General features: G+C 40.7%; 13 protein-coding genes and 1 riboswitch. Of the genes, 12 read left to right on the top strand and 1 reads right to left on the bottom strand.

What is annotated here, in order from left to right; all coding sequences use genetic code 11:
* The first annotated feature begins 459 nt into the window (after positions 1 to 459).
* Positions 460 to 565, top strand: a riboswitch (cyclic di-GMP riboswitch).
* A 112-nt stretch (positions 566 to 677) separates the two neighbouring features.
* The 9 genes from WMO28_RS03295 to WMO28_RS03335 all read left to right on the top strand — a co-directional run bounded on the left by WMO28_RS03295 (position 678) and on the right by WMO28_RS03335 (position 14014).
* Positions 678 to 3884 carry a response regulator gene (locus tag WMO28_RS03295; protein WP_349056073.1) on the top strand — a complete coding sequence of 1069 codons (3207 nt, stop codon included), beginning with the start codon at positions 678 to 680 and terminating at the stop codon, positions 3882 to 3884.
* A gap of 58 nt (positions 3885 to 3942) precedes the next feature.
* A complete protein-coding gene (locus tag WMO28_RS03300; RefSeq protein WP_349056045.1) occupies positions 3943 to 5787 on the top strand; it encodes an ABC transporter substrate-binding protein in 1845 nt (614 codons plus the stop codon).
* Positions 5788 to 5933: 146 nt separating this feature from the next.
* Positions 5934 to 8084, top strand: coding sequence for an ATP-binding protein (locus WMO28_RS03305; protein WP_349056046.1), 2151 nt, complete (start codon positions 5934 to 5936; stop codon positions 8082 to 8084).
* A 359-nt stretch (positions 8085 to 8443) separates the two neighbouring features.
* The gene (locus WMO28_RS03310) at positions 8444 to 9202 is read left to right on the top strand and encodes a transposase (RefSeq protein ID WP_349056047.1); all 759 of its coding nucleotides are present in this window, start codon (positions 8444 to 8446) and stop codon (positions 9200 to 9202) included.
* 28 nt (positions 9203 to 9230) lie between these two features.
* Positions 9231 to 10238: a phosphoribosyltransferase-like protein gene (locus WMO28_RS03315; protein ID WP_349056048.1), complete on the top strand. Its 1008-nt coding sequence runs from the start codon at positions 9231 to 9233 to the stop codon at positions 10236 to 10238.
* A complete protein-coding gene (locus WMO28_RS03320; protein WP_178644824.1) occupies positions 10225 to 10521 on the top strand; it encodes a hypothetical protein in 297 nt (98 codons plus the stop codon). Before WMO28_RS03315 ends, WMO28_RS03320 begins: the two co-directional genes overlap by 14 nt.
* A gap of 180 nt (positions 10522 to 10701) precedes the next feature.
* On the top strand, positions 10702 to 11697 hold the full coding sequence (locus tag WMO28_RS03325; protein WP_178644822.1) for a retron St85 family RNA-directed DNA polymerase: 996 nt from the start codon (positions 10702 to 10704) through the stop codon (positions 11695 to 11697).
* Positions 11698 to 11761: 64 nt separating this feature from the next.
* Entirely contained in the window at positions 11762 to 12886 is a 1125-nt protein-coding gene (locus WMO28_RS03330; RefSeq protein WP_349056049.1) for an aldo/keto reductase, read from the top strand.
* Positions 12887 to 12922: 36 nt separating this feature from the next.
* Positions 12923 to 14014 (top strand): PTS sugar transporter subunit IIC, encoded by a 1092-nt coding sequence (locus WMO28_RS03335; protein ID WP_349056050.1) that lies wholly within the window; start codon positions 12923 to 12925, stop codon positions 14012 to 14014.
* A 92-nt stretch (positions 14015 to 14106) separates the two neighbouring features.
* Here WMO28_RS03335 and WMO28_RS03340 read toward each other — a convergent pair whose 3' ends face one another.
* Complete coding sequence (locus WMO28_RS03340; protein WP_349056051.1) at positions 14107 to 15195, bottom strand: DnaJ C-terminal domain-containing protein; 1089 nt, start codon at positions 15193 to 15195, stop codon at positions 14107 to 14109.
* A gap of 389 nt (positions 15196 to 15584) precedes the next feature.
* Between WMO28_RS03340 and WMO28_RS03345 the strand changes: the two genes are divergently transcribed.
* The 3 genes from WMO28_RS03345 to WMO28_RS03355 are packed head-to-tail and all read left to right on the top strand — an operon-like array spanning position 15585 to position 20687.
* Positions 15585 to 16535 (top strand): SH3 domain-containing protein, encoded by a 951-nt coding sequence (locus tag WMO28_RS03345; protein ID WP_349056052.1) that lies wholly within the window; start codon positions 15585 to 15587, stop codon positions 16533 to 16535.
* 16 nt (positions 16536 to 16551) lie between these two features.
* Positions 16552 to 19209 (top strand): transglutaminase domain-containing protein, encoded by a 2658-nt coding sequence (locus tag WMO28_RS03350; RefSeq protein WP_349056053.1) that lies wholly within the window; start codon positions 16552 to 16554, stop codon positions 19207 to 19209.
* A gap of 47 nt (positions 19210 to 19256) precedes the next feature.
* Complete coding sequence (locus WMO28_RS03355) at positions 19257 to 20687, top strand: fibronectin type III domain-containing protein (RefSeq protein ID WP_349056054.1); 1431 nt, start codon at positions 19257 to 19259, stop codon at positions 20685 to 20687.
* The last annotated feature ends 30 nt before the right edge of the window (positions 20688 to 20717 follow it).

Here is a 20717-nt window from a genome sequence, read left to right on the forward strand (position 1 = left end):
CTATCCCCAATCTCCTCCACGCATTTTCGGTACATCTGCTGAATTGCTATTTCCCCGACTTCTGGTATAGTCATGTAACTGAAAAGAGAACTTCAGAAGGGAGAAATGCAATATGTGAAAAAAACAGGATATCATATGGGAGCAAAGTACGCTAATAACAAAGCAAATACAAGCAATAAAAATGGAATTCCCTAAACCAGAACTCCACTTTATATTATTTCTTCAATAATATCTTCATATAAAAAAATATCTCCCCTGGGGCACATCGTTGAGAGGTGCGGGGAGTCCTGTTAATATTACTATATGTATAACAGATAATAATATCAATGTGCAAAATAGCCAAAATTCATCCTAATCCCTGACAATGCAACCTGACATACGCAAAATACACGGATTTTCTATCCAACATTATTGACGTATGAAAAACTTCATGGTATTTTATTTTTGATAAAAATGGAAATTATTTCAAGGCAAACCTGCTGAAAGGCAGGGACGCAAAGCCAGAAGGGGCTAAAATCAGTGTGATGTTAAAGAAATATAGTAGGGACGCTGGCAGGTTTTAGAAGGTGTCCTTTTTTGTATGCAAAAATGGATAAGAAAACTGGCAGGGACGGGTTCTCTGTATATAGATAAAAGCAGGATAACGAAGCATGAAACAGAGTGAGGATTTTTATAAAATGGGAAATTATGAAGACAAAATATATTCTTTAAGTGAGACTGTACCGGGACAGACACAGGCCATGTCACAGGCAGTACAGAAAACACTGGAAAATAATGGCGGGGTAGGCATAATGACAGGATATTATGACCAAAACCTGTCTGTTTTATCTGTGAGCAATCTGCTGTTACATAGTACAGGATATACATTCGACTCTTTTATGAAGCAGACAAACGGCTCATTGAAAAATTTCTTTTATGGCGAGGAAGATATACTGGATCGAGATCGTTTTTTGCAGCTTCACGGAGCAGGGGAATCACAGATCCTTACAGCAGACGGTACAGTGAATAATGTACGGCTTTATAAAGAAGATGCGACAGATGAGGCGGGCAGACAGATCTGGGTTATGTCCGTACAGGTCAACTGGGATCATGTAAATCTGGCACTGCTCAATGAGGCTATCTGTTCCGGCTTCTGGTATTTTGACTGTGACGAAAACAGTGAGATTGTGAATGCAAACTGGAGTCATGAATTCCGAAAAATGCTTGGCTATCATGACACTTTGGACTTTCCGAATAAACTGGAATCCTGGTCAGATCTTCTGCATCCACAGGATAAAGAAAGAGTAATGGTGCAGCTTCAGGCGGCAATTAAGGATAAGACGAACCAGATAAAATACCAGGTAGAGTATCGTATGAGAATGAAGGATAATCAATACCAGTGGTTTCGGGCATCGGCAGAAGTAATACGCCGTCTGGATGGTTCTGCCAGCAGGATTGCCGGGATTTTTATTAACATTGATGGGGAGAAAAAAGAAATCATGCAGGCACAAAAATCTGCTGCTTTCCACCGGGCTTTTACGAAAGCAGATCTGTGCGAGTATTATGTGAATCTGGAAGCGAATACTTTTGATACCTTTAAGGTTGAAACATCCCTGATGACAGTCTTTGAACAGAGTCATACATGGGATGAACTGATCCGGCATTTTGTGGATTCCTATGTTGTGGAGAAAGATAAGAAGGCGGTATCCTCTTTTTACGACCGTGGTTATATTGCAGAAAGGCTGAAGGGTCTGGAAACCGAATTGGCTTTGGAGTGCCGTATCACTCTGAATGGAGAAGAACGATGGGTCCGTAATGTGATCATACGCGGCGAGATAGAGGATTCAGAATATGCCATGATCTTTCTGCGGGATATCACAGAGACAAAGGTGGAGAGTGCACGGCATCTGCAGATGGCAGCGGATAATGCTTCCATGGAGCAGCTGATCCAGAGTATTGTGCGTCTGGTTGACCGTTTTGTTGTCTGTGATCTGGAAAATGACAGGTATGAATTCTACAATCTGAATGGACAGATGATATATAAACCTCTGGGATTTTATCATGATTTTCAGATGCAGGTTCTTGAAAAATATAAGACACTGGAACCATTGGAAGCTATAGATATCCTGATAGCCCCGGATAATATCCGGAAAAAACTGAAAAGTGAAAATGATATTTATAAGTTTGAGTATTGCAGCCAGGATGAAAAGACTTATAAGATCGCTTCTTACATACCCCTGGAATGGGAGGATGGAAAACTGGTAAAAGTATTGCTGGCATCCATGGATGTGACACAGGAGAAAAAAGCAGAGATTGAATCCCGTCAGGCACTGAAAGAGGCTTACTGTTCTGCAGAAAATGCTAATCGTGCGAAAACAGAATTCCTTTCCAATATGTCCCATGATATCAGGACACCGATGAACGCTATTGTCGGTCTGACAGCGATCGCAGGAGCAAATATTGAGAGTCAGGAGAGAGTTATTGAATGTCTCAGCAAGATTACAGAATCAAGTCGCCATCTGCTGGGGCTGATCAATGAAGTGCTGGATATGGCACGTATCGAAAGCGGAAAAATGACGCTGGCACAGGAAGATTTCAATCTGTCAGAACTGGTGGATAATCTTATTACGCTTACGAAACCGGTGCTTGATGAACATAAACATAATTTTGATATACATATTAATCACATTGAACATGAGGATGTCTGCGGTGACAGTCTGAGGATTCAGCAGGTGTTTGTGAATCTGATGAGTAATGCGATCAAGTATACACCGGATGGTGGGAATATTATTTTTTCCATAGAGGAAAAGCCAAATGGATTTTCAGAGCTTGGATGCTATGAATTTACGATTGAGGATAATGGAATCGGTATGTCACCGGAATTCCAGAAAATCATGTTTGATCCTTTCAGCCGTGCAGATGATCACCGGACAACCAGAGTTCAGGGAACTGGTCTGGGAATGGCGATCAGCAGAAATATTGTTAATCTGATGAATGGTAATATTAAAGTGGAGAGCACCTTACATAAGGGAACCAGAATTACGGTAACGATTTACCTGGAGCTTCAGGAAAAAGAAAAAGCACAGGACAAAAATCTGATGAATCTTCCTGTTCTGGTTGTGGATGATGATAAGACATGCTGTGAAAGTACAGTTGCCACACTGAAAGAAATCGGTATTACAGGTGAATGGGTTCTCTCCGGCAGAGAAGCCGTTGAGCGTTGTTATGCACACCACGAGTTGAAGTGCGATTATTTTGCTGTTATTCTGGACTGGAAGATGCCGGATATGGATGGAATAGAAACTGCCAGACAGATCCGGAAGCGTATAGGTAAAGAGATTACCATCATTGTACTGACATCTTATGAATTCAGCGAGATTGAAGAAGAAGCAAAGGCTGCAGGTGTAGATGCTTTTATTGCAAAACCGCTGTTCCGTTCCAGGCTGACGGCAACATTGCGGCAGTTTACTTCGGACAGAAAAGAAAAAGCAGCAAGAAATTATCTGCAGAAGCTGTCAGAAGCAGATTATACAGGAAAAAGAATTCTGGTGGTTGATGATAATGAGTTAAACAGAGAAATTGCTGTTGAAATTTTACAGATGACAGGGGCAGAAGTGGAAACAGCAGAAAATGGAAAAGCTGCAGTTGAAAAAGTGGAAGTTTCTCCGAAAGGCTTGTATGATCTTGTTTTTATGGATATCCAAATGCCTGTCATGAATGGTTATGAGGCAACCGCAGCGATCAGGAGCCTTCCGGGTGAACAGGGAAAACTGCCGATCGTTGCCATGACTGCCAATGCTTTTGCAGAAGATGTACAGCTGGCAAAAAACACAGGCATGAATGGACATATCGCAAAACCGCTGGATATGAATAAGCTGAATGATGTCCTGGAAAGCTGGCTGTAATTGATTCCCGATTATTGAATTAATGATTTTAGCAGGAAAGAATGAGGAAAATACGAGTATGAAAAAGGCAAAACATTATCTGATAGCTTTATTGTCAGGGGTGCTTGTAGCAACTACTGTTTTGTCTGGCTGTGGACAATCTGAAAAAGCAGTATCTGAAAATGATGATCACCTTACTGTGTATCTGTGGGAAAATCGTTTAATGAAAAATATTGTACCCTATATCTATGAGCAGTTTCCGGATCAGGATATTGAGTTTATTACCGGCAACAATGATACCGATTTATACAGCTATTTTGAAGAACATGGTGAACTGCCGGATATCATAACTGTACGTCGATTCTCAGGAACAGATGCACAGGATCTGGAGCCGTATCTTATGGATTTTGCTTCTTATGATGTGGTTTCCAGGTATTACTCCTATGCATTGCAATATTATAAAAATTCAAAAAATGAGATTCAGTGGCTTCCTATCTGCGGTATGCCGCAGACGATCATTGCCAACAAGACATTGTTTGAGCAGCTCGGGATCAAGATACCGGAAAATTATAAGGAATATGCACAGGCATGCCAGCAGTTTTATGATAATGGTATAAAACCGTATTCCCTGGATCTTGCAGAAGACTGGTCTGCTCATGAGGTGATTCAGGCAGGTGCAATCGGTGAATTCATGAGTCTGGATGGAATCGAATGGAGAAGCTCAGCTGAAAGTGCATCAGGGGATATTGCGTTTGATGATGCGTTATGGAAACGTATTTTTTCAGAAACCAATACATTTCTGAAGGACTCACATTTTACAAGTGATGATATCAGCGTCGATATTAATACTGCAGCGCAGATGTTCCTTGAGGGAAAAGCAGCAATGTTTCATGGTTATCCGGCACTTATGCAGGAATATCAGGAACAGATGGGTGCAGAATTAACCCGTATACCGTTTTTTTCACAGATTTCGGATGAATCTTTTATAAATATGACCCCTTCTCTGAATATTGCATTCAACAAAGACCTGGAAAAAGATCAGGAAAAACTGGACCTGGCATTCGATGTCCTGGATCGTATGATTTCAAAAGAAGGACAAACGCTGATTGCAGAAGGAAAGGGTGTAATTTCATTAAATGTAGATGTTCCAAACATGATGGAAGATGTACCTGGCCTTGAAGATGAAATTAATAATAATTCTGTTTATATCCGATATTCTGCTCAAAAATCATTTGATGCCAGCCTTAAGGCTGTTCACGGATTATTGTCAGGGGAAATGGATGAAACACAGGCGTATGATGCTTTTCGCAGCACAATGAACAGTAAGGATTCAAAAGAAAAAAACACAGTAAATTTTGAAAATGAATATTCTATTTCACTAAATGATAAAAACGGTCGTGATGCGGCATCTTCTATTTTAACTACGATCAGAGAAGAAAATGATGCTCAGCTGGCTTTGGTACCATATTATTATTTTACTTCTTCCATTTACAAAGGGGAGTGCACCGGCAGCCGGGTTGCTTTGATGACAGCAAAGAGTTCAGATACACCATTATATCTGGCAAAAATCAATGGCAAAGAGGTTTATGAACTTGCGGAGAAATATCTTGCTGATTCTGATGAGAAATTTCATGTAACCAATAAATATGAATTACCAATTGCATCCGGTATGAAAATAATCGTCAGTCAGGAGGAAAACGGATTCTCATTACAGGACATAGAAGTAAATAAGAAAAAAACAGACAAAGACAAGGAGTACTCTATTCTTCTTACAGACACCACAATGTCTGTTTTGAAAAAAATAAATCCGAAATGTGAGATCAGGCAGCTTAAGGACACAACATTATCAAGTGCATGGACTGCAGCAATGGCAAACGGACAGCAACCGTCAGCACCGGAAGATTATATAGAGGTTGAAAAATAAAAGTGGGAAAAGAACAAGTGATAACAAAAAGAAAAAAGATCATAGTACCATTGTTTTTTTTAATTCTTATACTTTTAAGCTTAATTTTTGTAAAGCTCCTTTTGAACAGGATGAACAGCTATATCGCAGAAAACGGGAAAAGCAATATGGGAGCTGTTGTTGAACAGATACAGCAGACCTATGATCTGCAGGTGAATGGATACTACAGTCAGCTGCATTTGCTTGAGGATTCTCTTATTCAGGAGGACGGAAGGTCTCTTGGACTGGATATAAACAAAAAGTTCTTTGAGGTATGGCAGAAAGAATCTGAAAGTACACTTATATTTCTCCAGGAAAATGGAAAGGCAATAACCACTGATGGAACAAAACTTCGGGTTGACATGCCAAGTAAACTTTTGTTGGATTTGAGGAACGGATATAATATTGGAAAATTGGTTTCTCTTGATTACAACCAGAAGAAAAAAGATGGTTATCTGGTTGCAATTCCATGTCAGGAATATACGATTAATGGGGAAACTTATACGGCAATTGGAACCTTGTATGATCATTCAAAATTAGATTCCATGTTAAGTGTGAAAAGCTATAACGGGAATGCGTATCTGTTTATGCTGGATAACGACGGAAATATTACTTATACAAATCAGAAAGAAGATAAATTTTTTAGGAACTATTTTTTGTTAAAGCATTTAAAAGGAGATCAGGCTATCACTGAGGAAGAGGCTGATTCTCTTCAAAAAAAGCTGGATGGCAGAGAACAGGGGGTAGAACTTCTGGGAAGTGACAAACCTTACTATCTGGGATACTGTCCGATAGAAAATAATAACACCATGCTGATCTGTATTGTAGAAAAGAGTGTTGTAGATAATGTACTGAAAGATTATCAGAAAACAATAGGATTTACAACATTACTCATGGCAGGTTTTATACTTTTGCTTTTTGCCGGATTATTCTACAGTATTTCCAGACGCCGTCTTGCTGATCAAAAAGCTGAATATGAAAAAAGAAATAATGAGATTCAGATACAGGCATTGAGGGAAATGCAAGTCGCCAATAAAAAACTGAAAAAGGCAAAGGACATTGCAACGGAAGCCTTGCAGACAGCTGAAAATGCAAATAAGGCGAAAACAGATTTCCTGTCCAATATGTCACATGATATTCGTACACCAATGAATGCAATTATCGGTATGACGTCATTGATCAGACATGATGCAGGCAATAAAGCGAAAGTAATAGAATATGCAGATAAAATAGACATTTCATCACAGCATCTGTTAGGAATCATCAATGATGTTCTGGATATGAGCAAAATTGAGGCAGGAAAAACAGTTTTTAAGTATACCGATTTTTCCATCTTGGATTTTATTACAGAACTCAATACCATATTCCATTCACAGATAGACGAAAAAAACCAGACTCTTACGATCATAAAAGAAAACATCCGGCACGAGTGGGTGAATGGTGACAAGGTTCATTTGATGCAGATTTTCAGCAACTTGGTTTCTAATGCAGTGAAATACACGCAGAAAGGTGGAAAAATTCAGTTTCTGGTAGAAGAATGTGAGACAAAGTCATCTGTCTACGCAAAGTACCGTTTCTTAGTCAGCGATAATGGAATAGGAATGTCGGCAGATTTCAAAGAGACGATCTTTGATGCTTTTACCCGGGCTGAAAGTTCTGTGACTAATAAGATACAGGGAACCGGTCTTGGAATGGCTATTACCAGAAATCTGGTTGAAGCAATGGGAGGCACCATTGATGTGGAGAGTGAACTGGGACAGGGAAGCTGTTTTGAGGTTCTCATAGATCTGAGAATTGCAGAGGACAGAAAGGTTGTTTTGATAGCACAGGAAGAAATAGATGAACCGGATAGTAATACCCTGAAAGGAATGAGGTTCCTGTGTGCTGAGGATAATGAGCTAAATGCAGAAATCCTGATGGAACTGTTAAAGATTGAGGGCGCAGAGTGTATCATCTGTGAAAATGGTGAAAGAGTTCTGGAGGCATTTGAACAGTCTGCCCCAGGGGATTATGACATGATCCTGATGGATGTGCAGATGCCTGTTATGAATGGCTATGATGCAACGAGAGCAATCCGCAGGAGTACTCATGAATTGGCAAAGACGATTCCGATCATTGCTATGACCGCCAATGCATTTTCTGAGGACATTCAGTATTCTCTGGCAGCCGGTATGAATGCCCATATTTCAAAGCCGGTTGATATGAAGACGTTGGAAAAGACGATAAGAAGAATAAAAATCGGCGGGAGGGGCACCGAAACGCAGGCCATTGAACAGTGACAAATGGATATAAAAAGCAGAAAAACATATTTAACAGAAGCAGCCTGCCGGGTTTTATCTGAAAAGATGATTCCCAGGCAGGTTTTATTTTTTGTCCGGAAAGTTGAAAAGATTAATGTGCAAAATAGTTGAAATTTATAACCTTCATTCTATATGCTAAAATGAAAAATAATGAAAATTGAAAACCATCGGGGACGGAGAAATTTGGAAACCTATTCTGTCCCAAATGGATAAATATTATTTTACACTTGTATTTATGATCATATTTTTTTATAATAGTCCCAATAATTTATTTCTAAGTACAATTTCTAACTACATTTCTTTTTTTATCTATAGTCATTTCGTGAAAGGAGCAGTTCATGCCAAGAAAACCCAGAGAGAAAAGTGCGCTTTGTATTCATCATGTAATTTTGCGTGGGATTAATCAGCAGATTATTTTCGAAGATGAGTATGATTATCTGCAGTTTATCAATGTCCTGAAATATTACAAAGAAACCTGTGAATTTAAGATATATGCGTATTGTCTGATGAATAATCACATTCATTTGCTAATAGAACATATGACAGTTGATCTTGATTTAATTATGAAAAAGATAGAAGTAAAATTTGTCAGGTGGTATAATAAAAAATACCAGCGTAGTGGATATCTGTTTCAGGACAGATACAAAAGTGAACCTGTAAATGATATGAGATATTTTCGGACAGTGTTTCGGTATATTCATCAGAACCCATTCCATGCAGGAATGGAAAAGACGTTGGGAATGTATCCATGGAGCAGTTATAATGATTATATCAACATGGATGCTTCTTTTGTAGATATCAATACAGTTTTTGACTTGTTTCAGAGTTATGATGAATGTATAAGTTATCTGCAGGTTGATTCGGATGAAATGTGCATGGAGTATTATGCTTCCTCACGTCTTTCAGATGCAGAAGTTCTTAAAATAATTGCCAGAAGGACATCCTGCACATCACCTTCTGATTTTCAACGACTTGATCTTGCCACGAGGAATGAATATTTACAGAGGCTACATTATTCTGGAATTTCTATACGCCAGATGAGCAGACTTACGGGAATTTCCAGAACAGCAATAAGTACAGCGGTTAAAAAGAAATGAAAGAGAGAGCCAGAAAAACCCGTCCCCAATGGAAAACACAACAGCAATAGACCATTTTTACAAATTCAATAATATAAAACCTGAGCAATATGCCTCAAGCCAAATGGAGGCATATACACAAAATAAACTCTACGACTCGCAGATATTACAGGAAAATCTGGAAGATAGAATTTCCTGTTGGATAAAAAGATTCGATGAGGACGAAAGAGAATATTTCTATTCTTTATTCGAAAATTACAGTTATATAACAGAGAATGAATATAAACAGCGTATTTATGAATTATGTAATTCAATATATGAAGATATTCAGAAGAAACAAATTAAGCGAGAGGAAGTTTTGTTTGTAACGGTGCCAAGTTCTAAGGGTGTTGGTAGCGGAGGAGATTCTCTAAGAAGCCAGTTACTGTGTGTGAATCTGGAATGGGGAATACATAAAGAACAGATTATATCGGATATCAATAAAATGGATTTGAAGTTACTGGATAATAAGAAAGCCATTATTTTTATTGATGATATATTAGGAACAGGATTCTCGGTAAGAAAAACAATGGAAAACTTTGCAGAACACTGCTCAGAGAAAAATCTTGATAACTATCTGATTTATGTAACAGGTATCTTAATGACGAAACGGGCAATAAAGTATATTAATAAAAAAGCGGAAGAAAAGGTTTGGGTTTTTCAAATGCAGGAAGAAAAAAACTGTATTAAAAACTGTATGACAGGTGGCTATATTTTTAAAGGAGAAGACAAAAAGAAAATAGAAAAAATTATAGAAAAATATGAAAAAGAAATAGGTATAGAAGGGGAAAAAAGTTTTGTTATGGGATTTGAGAAATGCAAAATCCTGCTGTCTTTTTATTACAATACTCCGAATAATACGCTTTGTTCGTTCTGGAAATACACGGAAAAAAATGTTCCACTATTTCCAAGAGACAGAGATAAAAGATTAACATTAGAGGCAATTAAAAAAAGAAAAAAGAAAAACACAGATAATGCATATCTGAAAGGATGCGTGGACACATATGAAAATGTATAAAAGATTAATTCTGACATACATTGATAAATACCATAGAGTAGATTTTGGACTTCTGATAGCAGAATTGAGAATGACAGAAGTGCAGATAGCGGAACTGGTCAGTGAATTGAAATCGGAAGGATTTATAACCGTGAAAGATCAAAGATATGAATTAAGTACGTTGGGGAAAGAACAGGCGTTTTCGATATGGAATGAATGGTCTGTTTATAATGATGAAAAAAGAGAAAAAACAGGACAGAAATTTGAATGGGATTATTTATACATCCCGGCGAATATGATATAATTCGCTTTAAGAGTAATTGAATTGAGGTGCAGTCGCCTCCTTGATGAAGGGGACTAACATACGAGCGGGACTGGCTGTTCGCTTATTATCATTCGTTCACATCCAGCCTCGCTCGTATGAGAATGATCTTAGCCACTTTCATATAATCAATACAATTACTCTTTTTTTGTAGGAGCATTTATGAGTGAATATAAATATATTGACCGTTTAAGAAAGGCAATGGAAAATAAGTATTCAAAAGAGTACATTCAACGTTGCTCAGACTATGCGAAGAAGCTGCTGGATAAGAATCTTCCGGTGATTTATGATGGCAGACATGCGAGTGAAATTTTGGAATTACAGCAGATAAAGATGGAGTGTTACCATACATTTACAATAGCAGGGAAAAATAAACAAAGAAATATTACAGCTCCCAGTTATGAGCTTAAACGGAGACAGAAATGGATACTTAAGGAAATTCTGGAAAAACAAAATGTAAGTAAAAACTGTCACGGTTTTCTAAAAGACAGATCTATTTTGACGAATGCAAAAATGCATATAGGGCACAGGAATATTCTGAATCTTGATATCAAAGATTTTTTTCCATCGATTACACAGACAATGGTCATATCACTGTTTCAGGAGATTGGGTACAGTGAGAGTGCGGCAAAATTCCTTGCAGAAGTCTGCTGTTATGAAGAAAAATTACCTCAGGGAGCACCCACAAGTCCATATATATCCAATCTGATTCTGAGAAGTATGGATGAGAAACTGGAAAAATTTTGCCTCAAAAAAGAAATTACCTATACTAGATATGCAGATGATATGTCGTTTTCAAGCAATGAAGACATTGGTGGACTTTCAGATGAGATTTGTTCTATTATTGAAGAGTATCCATTCAAAATTAACCAGAAAAAAATATGCTATTATCAGGATCCATACCGAAAAATAGTCACAGGGCTGATCGTGAAAGAAAATGAAGTGTGTATTCCTAAAAAGTTCAAAAGAAAGTTGAAACAGGAAATATATTATTGCAGACATTTGGGGGTACAGAAACATCTGGAAAATACAGGAAACAGTGAACGGACCGGATTCAAAGAGTATATGTATGGAAAGGCATATTTTGTGGCAATGGTAGAGCCGGAAACCGGAGAAAAGTATCTGGAGGAACTGGATAAGATAGAATGGGGGTATTAACAAAAGAGAGAGCCAGAAAACCCCGTCCCCAATGGTGCCCAATGGTGAAAGGAGAAAAACAAACATGGCATATTTAGGTGAAGAAATCAAAAAACTGGGTTTTGGTCTGATGAGACTTCCGCAGAAATCCGAAGGTGTGATCGATGTAGAGCAGACTAAGGTTATGGTAGATAAGTTTCTGGAAGCCGGATTTACATATTTTGATACGGCGTGGGCTTATGCTGGCAGTGAGGATGCGATCCGTGAAGCGCTGGTAGAGCGTTACCCGAGAGAAAAATATCAGCTTGCAACCAAGATGGCAGCCTGGATCAACTGTAAGACAAGAGATGAAGTAATCGCACAGTTTCAGACATCTCTGGAGAGAACGAAGGCAGGATACTTTGATTTCTATCTTCTTCATAATCTTGGAGAGCACAGAACGCAGTATTTTGATGAGTACGGTTTATGGAACTGGATTCATGAGCAGAAAGAAGCTGGCCTGATCAAACATGCAGGATTTTCTTTCCATTCCACACCGGAAGAGCTGGATGCAATCCTTACCGCACATCCGGAGATGGAGTTTGTACAGCTTCAGATCAACTATGCAGACTGGGAAAACCGGGCTATTCAGTCAAGAGCCTGCTATGAGGTAGCCAGAAAACATGGCAAGCCGGTTGTGATCATGGAGCCAGTTAAAGGCGGTATGCTTGCAACTCCGCCGGAATCCGTGGAAAAAATCCTCAAGGCAGCAGAGCCGGAGGCTTCCACAGCATCTTGGGCAATTCGTTTTGCAGCAGATCTGGCTGGCGTGATCACTGTACTTTCCGGAATGAGCAACATTGCCCAGATGGAAGATAACCTTTCTTATATGAAAGATTTCACAGGACTTACAGACAGCGAGAAGGAGACTCTGGATAAAGCAAGAGAAGCCATGAACAAAATTCCGCTGATTCCGTGTACAACCTGTAATTACTGTGCAAAGGTCTGCCCGAAGGGAATTGGAATATCAGGTTCCTTTACAGCAATGAATTATCTGACACTGTATGGAAACATGGGAGCAGCAGCACATCAGGAGAGCTGGCTTGTATCCGGACACGGAAGAAAACGCGCAGACGAATGCGTGAAATGCGGAAAATGTGAGGAAGTCTGTCCGCAGCATATTTCCATCCGTGAGGAGCTGGAAAAAGTCAGCGAGACTTTTTGCAAATAAAAAAGCCCTTTATGAGGGCGGAGAGAGAGTTTTATAATGGAAAAATTTAAAGCGTTTCTGAAGCGGAAGGATATCGAGATCTCACTGAAGAGATATGGTATCGATGCGCTGGGAGCCATGGCACAGGGACTTTTCTGTTCCCTTCTGATCGGTACGATCATCAACACTCTTGGCACACAGTTTCACATTCCGTTTCTTACAATGACAGTTGCCACAGTCAACGATACTCCGTATACGGTTGGATCCCTTGCATCCGCTATGAGCGGCCCGGCTATGGCAGTAGCGATCGGTTATGCGCTGCATTGTCCGCCACTGGTACTTTTTTCGCTGATCACGGTTGGATTTGCATCCAATGCACTTGGCGGAGCCGGTGGTCCTCTGGCTGTACTGTTTGTGGCCATTGTTGCAGCTGAGCTTGGTAAGGCTGTGTCCAAGGAGACGAAGATCGATATTCTTGTGACACCGCTGGTAACGATCGGCGTAGGTGTGGGACTTTCCGCATGGTGGGCACCTGCACTTGGAAAAGCAGCCATGAAGGTAGGAAGCGTGATCATGTGGGCAACAGATCTGCAGCCATTCTTTATGGGAATCCTGGTTTCCGTATTTGTGGGAATTGCACTGACACTGCCGATTTCTTCCGCAGCGATCTGTGCGGCACTGGGACTGACCGGGCTGGCAGGCGGTGCGGCAGTAGCAGGCTGCTGTGCCCAGATGGTAGGTTTTGCGGTAATGTCCTTCAAGGAGAATAAATGGGGAGGACTGGTTTCACAGGGAATCGGAACCTCCATGCTCCAGATGGGAAATATTGTAAGAAATCCAAGAATCTGGATCGCACCGATCGTAACCTCTGCGATCACAGGACCGCTTGCAACCTGTCTGTTCAAGCTGCAGATGAACGGAACCGCAGTATCATCCGGAATGGGAACCTGTGGTTTTGTAGGACAGATTGGTGTGTATACAGGATGGATGAACGATATTGCTGCAGGAACAAAATCCGCAGTTACCGCTATGGACTGGGCCGGATTATTCCTGATTTCTTTCATTCTTCCGGCGGTGCTTTGTCCGCTGATCAATATGTTCGTGCGTAAGCTTGGATGGGTAAAAGACGGGGACATGACACTGTCATAAACGTATCAGAAATTTTTTGCATACAAAAAAGAGTATCACAGGATCTCATGTATTATCATATGAGATTCGTGGTACTCTTTTTGTATTAGGCTTTATGCTACGTGGGAGCCGCCTGCGTTGCTTCGCTCCAGCCCGCAGGCTTTTGCGTATTCATGGAGTTTCTCCTTTGCAGTGTAATTCAGATCCTGCGGAACCTGAATCTGGATGGTAACGTACTGGTCACCGCGAACCTGAGGATTTTTCATGGAGACGATACCTTTGCCCCTCAGACGGATCTTGGAACCGGACTGCATGCCTTCACGGATTTTGCAGATCACATTGCCGTAAAGGGTAGGAACGGTAGCCTCGCCACCGAATACTGCGGTAGTATACGGAATGGAGAGTGTGGTGTAAACATCAGATCCCTTACGCTCATAGCCAGGTCGTGAGCCGACAGTCACTTTCAGAAGCAGATCGCCAGGTTCGCCGCCACCGGTTCCGGGCATTCCTTTTCCTTTCAGACGGATGCTCTTGCCGGTGTCAATACCGGCAGGAATGTGTACCTGAAGCGTCTGCGGTGCGCCGGAGCTTCCGTCCGGACTGGACAGAGAAATCCGCTTGTCGGCACCGAAAGCTGCTTCATCAAAGGTAACATTAATACTGGCTTTTACATCGGAGCCTTTCTGGCGAAAAGATTCCTGATGGAAGCCTCCGAAACCATTACCGCCGAAACCGCCATGAAAACCACTGTTTCCACCAAAGCCGCCATGGAAGCTTCCGCCATTACCGCTGAAATGCTCATAAGCACTATTGCCACCGGCGTTGCCATGACCTCCATGAAACATATTTCCAAAGATATCTCCGAAAATATCGTCCATATTCTCTCCGTTGAAATGAAATTCCTGATAGGAGCCGTTATTGTTGCTGTGAAAACCGCTGAAACCACCGGCTCCTGCGCCCGGATCAGCACCAGCGTCAAATGCAGCATGACCGAACTGATCATACATCTGTTTCTTCTTAGGATCGCTTAAGATATCATAGGCTTCATTTACTTCTTTAAATTTATCAGCAGCTTCCGGATTGCCGGCGTTGGTATCCGGATGATACTTCTTGGCCAGCTTACGGTATGCTTTTTTTATTGTTTTTTCATCTGCGTTCCGGTCAATGCCCAGAACGTCGTAATAATCTCTTTTTACTGACATGGTATTCACCTTCCCTTATACAATTATGAAATTAGCTAAGTGCGGATTACCAGTATCCGCCTCGCAATTGTCTGCTTATAAAATTCCCCGGGAAAAATTCCCGGGGTTAGTTTCAAAATCTTTTGTGACACTGGTTAAGAAAGTTCCTCCAGTTGTTCTATTTGTAATATAACACCTTGCGCTTTTGATGTCAAGTACAGTAAGACAAACGGCTGAAAAAAATATTTTTGCAGATCAAATCGGGCTGAATACAGCGATAAGATTCTTACAGATACCAGAAGAAAATATGGTATAATATTACTACAAAATTCAGGCGTTCATTATCAACGAACAGGAGTACAGTTTTTCTGCGATTCATTCACGAAATATCAGGAAAAGGAGGCATAACCATGAAAAAAAGAAATTTTTTATCAGGAACGAGGCATATGAAGTGGGTGGCACTTTTTGTCCTTGCTTTTACAGCGGCAGTCGTGCCGTCGCAAAAGATCAGAGCAGCAGCAGGAACGACTTTTGAGGTGAAGGTAGACAGTGGATATCTGGCATTACGAAGCGGGAAAGCTTTTGACAGGAGTAATGAGATCGGCCAGCTTAATACCGGAGATCTGGTAGAAATCACAGACAGGAAGGATTCCACATACTGGTATGCGTATTCACCGAAGCTTGATAAAGCCGGTTATGTGGACAAAAATTATCTTCAGGTAGCAGAGAATTCAGCTGCTTCCAATGATTCCTGGACGGTAAAAGTAAAAAGCGGATATCTGGCACTTCGCAATACAGCAGCCTATAATGACACCAATGAGATCGGCAGGCTGAATACCGGAGATACGGTTCTTGTAAAAGACAGCAGTGATTCCACATACTGGTATGTGTATTCACCGAAGCTGGATAAATCCGGATATGTAGATAATCGTTATATTTACAACAGTGGCCTGTGGACAGTTAAGGTAGAAAAAGGCTACCTGGCACTTCGAAATAAACCGGCCTATAATGACAGCAATGAGATTGGTCAGCTGAATACCGGAGATAATGTTCAGGTTAAGGATACCAGTGACGACAACTACTGGTATGTGTATTCACCACAGCTTGACAAGACCGGTTATGTAGATAAAAACTATCTGACAGGAGGCCCGGAGGTAACATATCCGACTATGACAGTGCAGGTAGATAAGGGGTTCCTGGCATTACGCAGTGCGAAAGCTTTTGACAAGAATAATGAAATCGGTCAGCTGAATACCGGGGATACCGTTGAGATCATTGAAAAAGAAGACAAAACTTACTGGTATGTATATGTACCGAAACTTGGAAAAGAAGGATACGTCGATAAAAACTATCTCAAATAGGAAGGGAGAAAAACTAATGAAAAAGAAACTTTCGGTGTTGCTTTTCAGCGCAGTACTTTGTGTAACAGCTTTTCCGGCAAACGGGCTGGCAGCAGATTTTGGTGATGAAGCGACAACAACGGAAGATATTTTCGAGGAGGCAGATGAGAGTTCCAGACAGGAAGAAGCAGAAAATACAGAAGATGCAGAAACCGTTGAATATGAAGATACGGAAGAACTGGAGATTGGAGAAACAGAACAGGCGGGTACAGGAAGCAACAACAGTGAAAATTTCACAGATTCGGGAGAAAATTTTTCTGATGGCGGAACAGCAGAAAATGGAAATATAATATTATCACATGACGGAATTATTCAGGAAGGCGCGCTCAGTCCGAAAAAAACTTCAGCAGTACTTAAGGAAGAGTGGGAAAACAGTCTGGTAAGTCTTGTGGAGGAGAATAGTTCTGTACTGGATATTTCAGCTCTTGCTATTCCGGCAGAACAGATTTCAGATGTTGTAATGCTGTTTATTAATAAACATCCGGAATATTACTGGCTTTCTTTTGAATCCTGCGATGTGGAGAATGGTATTGCAGTTACGCTATATGAAGATGCGAAACCTTCTATGGGAAGAAGCCGAAGCAGTATTTTCGGCTCATCTTCTTTTGAGTATGCTGCAGAAAAGGCACTTTCTGTTGTACAGCCGGGAATGAGCAATCTGGAAAAAGCACTGGCACTTCATGATTATATCGTTTTGAATGCGGAGTATGATTACCAGGGGGTTATGGACGATGAGCTTCCGGACTCTGATTATACAGCGGAAGGAATTCTGGTAAAAGGAAAAGGGGTGTGTCAGGGGTATGCTCTTGCATATCAGTATCTTCTGGGAAAAGTCGGAATTGAGAGCAAATATGTTGCCAGTGCAGCGATGCAGCACGGATGGAATCTGGTAAAAATTGATGGTCAGTGGTACCATGTTGATGCTACCTGGGATGATCCGGTGTGGGATCAGCTGGGACGCGTCAGGCATCAGTATTTTATGTTGAGCGATTCTGCGATCAGAAACCTTGAACATGACAGCTGGGAAGCATGGAATGGTGGAACGGAAACAGCACCATTAGCAACGTCGGGAAAATATGATAATTTTTTCTGGAAAAATATTGATACAGGAATCTGGTATTATCAGGGAAAATGGTATTATATGGAAATTAATACTACCAAGGGTACAGATATAAGAATCGGAAAAGTAAAATGCCAGAAAATACTGGATTCTTCTGCTACAGTGATCAGTACGTTAAGCATGAAGTGGCCGTATGTGGGAAATCCCAATGCTTATTGGGGCAATTCTGCGAAGACCGTTCTCGATAATGGAAAATTTTATTACAGTGGCCCGGATGCAATCTATCAGATGAATCTGGATGGATCCGGCACAGTAAAAGTAGCAGATGTGAAGTATACTGATGAATATGTTTACGGTTTTGCACTTGTAAATGGTGCTTTCTGGATCTCGGTTAAGGAAAATCCTAATATTGATGCTGAAGAGACTCCGATAAAAATTACATTAAAAAGTTCGACAACAACAGTTACACCAAAGCCAACAGCGACGCCGATCACAACACCAAAGCCGGCAGATAACGGAACAGTTATTACCAGAAATACATATAAAAATTACAGCAAACCGGCACTGCGCGTAAAAAAAACAATAAGGAAAATAGAAAACAATGCCTTTGAAAATCTACATTTGGAGCGTATTTATTTTGAAGGAAACGCACCTCAGATAGGCACTGACATATTTAAGAATCAGACATTGACTGCATATTATCCGCTTAACAATTCTACATGGACTGCGGATAAGATGAAAAACTATGGAGGTACGCGTATAATCTGGTCCGCCTGGAATCCGGAAACGGGAGAAGTGTATGGTGCGGATCTCAGGAAATACGGAGAGCTGAAACTCCAGTATACGACCAGGACATATAACGGAAAAGCACAGAAGATGAAAGTTTATGTGCAAGATAAGTCATATACCGGTTCCACGAATAAAATGTTACGTGAAAATACGGACTATAAAGTTACCTGGAAAAATAATGTAAATGCAGGTACCGCAACCGTAACGGTAACAGGTGTGAAACCAAGATTCAGGGGAACGCTGACAAAAACCTTTAAGATCGTTCCGGCTGTAAACAGTATTACAGCTGCCAATGTGAAAAAGACTCAGAGTACCAAAACACAGACATTTTACCTGGGAGCAAAAGTAAAGGATAAGGCAAAACTCAGCTACACGTCAGGCAGTAAAAAAGTCACGGTTAACTCAAATGGAAAAGTAACAATTGCCGCGAATTATACGGGAAAAGTAGCTGTCACAATTACAGCAGCAGCAACCAGAAACTATAAAGCATCCAAAAAGACTGTAATAATAACAGTAATACCATCTGCAACAACCATAACAAAATGCACAACTACGAAAACAGGAAAAGCAGACATTCAGTGGAAAAAGAACAGTTTTGCAACCGGATATGAAATTCAGTATTCAACTGACAAAACATTTAAAAACGGAGTAAAAACAAAAACGATCACAAAAGTTTCCACGACAAAGTGTACAATAACCGGTCTTGCAAATAAAAGAACATATTACATAAGAATACGGACATATAAGAGCGTGGGCAAGCAGAAACTGTATTCTTCCTGGGGCTGAACAAAAGCTGTAAAGATTACCATGACATGAAAGAGGAAAAGAAAACTATGAAAAAGAAGTTTTTAGCAATACTTTTAGCTGCAACACTTTCTGTATCTGTGCTGCCGGTAACATGCATAGCAGCAAATATCGATACGGAAGAAACTTTATCGGTATCTGATATTGTGACAGTGCCGGAAGCCATGGCTGCATCGGCGTCTCAGTCTGTTAAGAACAGCATTGAGTTAAAATGGACGGGATTCCGGTGGATAAGTCATACTTCGGCAGCCCTTACATTACGGACAAATATAAACGGAAAATGTTATTATCAATGGGTAGAACGAAGAGATGACGGAACCTCTGAAATTCCGAAACTGACTTTAAAAAGTGCGTGGATTTCCACGAAAACAGATAAGAATTTTACGATACAACTCAATGATCTGAAGACGGATAATGCGATTGATCTGTATATGGTACTTGTAGATACCAAAGGTAACAGATCCGGACTGAAAAAAATAAAAATGGATCAGAGTAAGAGACCGGCAGTGGTTCCGGCACACAAAGCGGTTATACCAAAGGTGACAGAAAGTATTCTGAAAGGCCTGGATTCTCCACTGAAATTTTATCCGGATACATTCTATCCGTTTCAGGTGATCGGTGCGGGAACCACAAACCAGAATCCGGGAGATGGAGATGTAAAATGGGAGCCGGTTTACTGGAGTACAAGTTCCAATCCGCGTGATGCCCAGAAGAACAGTGCCTGGAAAATCGGTTCCGCAAAGGGAATCACCAAGGCTGCTACATATAATCTCTATGTATTTTTCCAGAAATGGGTTTATACAGGAAATCAGTGGACAGCAACTGACACAGTCGATTCGGCTGTTTATCGGTTTCAATCAGCAGACATTTCAAAAACCCCGGTATCGAAACCGACATCCGCACAGGTAAAACTGTCCACACCGTCCCTTTCAGGTATTTCGAACAGCTCGGTGGGTATCGTACTGAAATGGAAACAGGTCAGAAACGCAACAGGATATAAAATTTACAGAAAAACCGGAAAAAGCAGTAAATGGAATTATATTGCAACGGTAAAAGGCGGAAAAAATCTGACCTGTACAGACCGCTCCGCAAAACAGGGAACGATGTACACTTATACAGTTCGTGCGTACAGAGGATCTGCATTGAGTTCCTATAATAAATCAGGAATCCGAACGATCCGCCTGTCAGCGCCGTCTCAGTACACGCCGTCCAGTAAAGCTGTGGGAAAACTGACAGCCAGATGGAAAAAAATATCTGCTGTATCGGGATACCAGATTCAGTATTCTGTTTCCTCGAAATTCAACGAAGCAAAAACAGTGTCAACAACTGCGGTATCAAAAACTCTTTCCGGTCTAAAAAGAGGAAGAACGTATTATGTCCGTATTCGTGCATATAAAAAAACAGGTGGAAAAGTCTATTACGGTGCATGGAGTAACAGAAAAGGTGTTAAGATAGCGTAAACAGGATATCCTGCAGAAAACCTGAAAAGT

It is taken from the genome of Blautia aquisgranensis, from assembly GCF_040096615.1.
Taxonomy (GTDB): domain Bacteria; phylum Bacillota; class Clostridia; order Lachnospirales; family Lachnospiraceae; genus Blautia_A; species Blautia_A aquisgranensis.

What these genes read in the sequence shown, in the direction of transcription:
- WMO28_RS03320 (WP_178644824.1), top strand. Translation starts at nt 10,225, where the DNA reads ATGAAAATGTATAAAAGATTAATTCTGACATACATTGATAAATACCAT.
- WMO28_RS03350 (WP_349056053.1), top strand. Translation starts at nt 16,552, where the DNA reads ATGAAAAAGAAACTTTCGGTGTTGCTTTTCAGCGCAGTACTTTGTGTA.
- WMO28_RS03315 (WP_349056048.1), top strand. Translation starts at nt 9,231, where the DNA reads ATGGAAAACACAACAGCAATAGACCATTTTTACAAATTCAATAATATA.
- WMO28_RS03305 (WP_349056046.1), top strand. Translation starts at nt 5,934, where the DNA reads ATGGGAGCTGTTGTTGAACAGATACAGCAGACCTATGATCTGCAGGTG.
- WMO28_RS03325 (WP_178644822.1), top strand. Translation starts at nt 10,702, where the DNA reads ATGAGTGAATATAAATATATTGACCGTTTAAGAAAGGCAATGGAAAAT.
- WMO28_RS03335 (WP_349056050.1), top strand. Translation starts at nt 12,923, where the DNA reads ATGGAAAAATTTAAAGCGTTTCTGAAGCGGAAGGATATCGAGATCTCA.
- WMO28_RS03355 (WP_349056054.1), top strand. Translation starts at nt 19,257, where the DNA reads ATGAAAAAGAAGTTTTTAGCAATACTTTTAGCTGCAACACTTTCTGTA.
- WMO28_RS03300 (WP_349056045.1), top strand. Translation starts at nt 3,943, where the DNA reads ATGAAAAAGGCAAAACATTATCTGATAGCTTTATTGTCAGGGGTGCTT.
- WMO28_RS03345 (WP_349056052.1), top strand. Translation starts at nt 15,585, where the DNA reads ATGAAAAAAAGAAATTTTTTATCAGGAACGAGGCATATGAAGTGGGTG.
- WMO28_RS03340 (WP_349056051.1), bottom strand. Translation starts at nt 15,195, where the DNA reads ATGTCAGTAAAAAGAGATTATTACGACGTTCTGGGCATTGACCGGAAC.
- WMO28_RS03310 (WP_349056047.1), top strand. Translation starts at nt 8,444, where the DNA reads ATGCCAAGAAAACCCAGAGAGAAAAGTGCGCTTTGTATTCATCATGTA.
- WMO28_RS03295 (WP_349056073.1), top strand. Translation starts at nt 678, where the DNA reads ATGGGAAATTATGAAGACAAAATATATTCTTTAAGTGAGACTGTACCG.
- WMO28_RS03330 (WP_349056049.1), top strand. Translation starts at nt 11,762, where the DNA reads ATGGCATATTTAGGTGAAGAAATCAAAAAACTGGGTTTTGGTCTGATG.